This is a genomic window from Paenibacillus sp. CMM36 (assembly GCF_053570945.1).
On the sequence record NZ_JBSEDY010000057.1, the window covers coordinates 1 to 1489 of the forward strand.

At 49.4% G+C, this 1489-nt stretch carries 1 protein-coding gene; it reads left to right on the top strand.

What is annotated here, in order from left to right; genetic code table 11:
* Positions 1-1489, top strand: a 1489-nt coding sequence (locus ACWA2B_RS27815) for a condensation domain-containing protein (RefSeq protein ID WP_449292872.1), incomplete at both ends; no start/stop codon positions are given.

Genomic DNA, 1489 nt, shown 5'->3' on the forward strand with positions numbered 1-1489 from the left:
CATTGTCACCCTATAGTGCAGGGGAGACAGAGGATGCACATTCACCGCTGCAATATACGCTGGATTTAAACGCGATGATCTCGGAAGGCACGCTGCGCTTGACGATTGCTTACAGCCGTAAGCAGTATCGTAAAGAAACGCTGGAACGTGTGGCAGGACTGCTTCAATCCGCTTTGCAAGAGGTGATTACGCATTGCGTCGCTCAGGAACAGCCGGAACTGACCCCGAGTGATGTATCCTTCAAAGGTCTGACGACTAGAGAACTGGAACAAATTGCGAAACAGGCGGCACATACCGGTGATTTGGAAAATGTATACGCACTGACGCCGATGCAAAAGGGGATGCTCTTTTATAATCTGATGGATTCGCAATCAGGAGCTTATTTTGAACAGGCCTCCTTTGATCTGCGAGGACATTTTAATATCGCTGCATTTGCGGCCAGTTTGGATGTTTTAATGCAGCGGCATACGGTACTGCGCACGAACTTCTACAGCGGCTGGCAGGATGAACCGCTTCAGGTTGTGTACCGCAATAAGCGCAGTGAACTGTATGTGGAAGATTTGCGGGATATGAAGGACGAGCAGCAAAACGAATACATGCTCGAATTTACGCGTAAAGACAAGCAAAGAGGCTTTGACCTAGCACAAGACGCCTTGATGCGTGTCACTGTGTTGCGCACAGGTGAGGAGACGTACCGTTTTGTATGGAGTTTCCATCATATCGTGATGGATGGCTGGTGCTTGTCGCTGGTGACAAACGAAGTGTTTGCGAGCTATTTTGCGATCCTGGCCCATAAACAACCGGAACTGGCCCCTGTAACGCCGTACAGTCAATATATCGAATGGCTGGAGCAGCAGGATCGTCAGGCCGCATCAAGCTACTGGAGCAAGGCTCTGGAAGGATACGAGGAGCAGTCTCGTTTGCCACAGGCTAAAATTCAGGGCAAAACGGGGTATCAGTCGGAGCGTTTAGATTTTGATTTGGGCGCGGATCTCACAGCTGGTATTCAGCGCATAGCCAAGCGTTATCAGGTGACGATCAATACGTTGATGCAGACCGTTTGGGGCCTTTTGCTGCAAAAATATAATGGTACCGATGATGTCGTGTTTGGCAGCGTGGTATCTGGACGTCCGGCAGACATTCCGAATGTGGAGCACATCATTGGTCTGTTTATCAATACCATTCCGGTGCGTATCCGTAGTCAAGTGGGTAGTCTATTCTCCGATGTGATGAAGCAAACCCAAGAGCAATCGATTGCTTCCCATGCCTATGATACGTATCCGTTGTATGAAATTCAGGGACTGTCGGAGCTTAAGCAGGATTTGATCAACCATATTCTTATTTTTGAGAACTATCCGGTCGAGGAACAAATCGAGCAATTAGGTAGCGGTGAGGCGTCCAGCTTCACGATCACCGGAGCCGAGTCCGTCGAGCAGACCAACTATGACTTTAACCTGGTGGTGCTGCCGGGGAACACCATTCACATGAG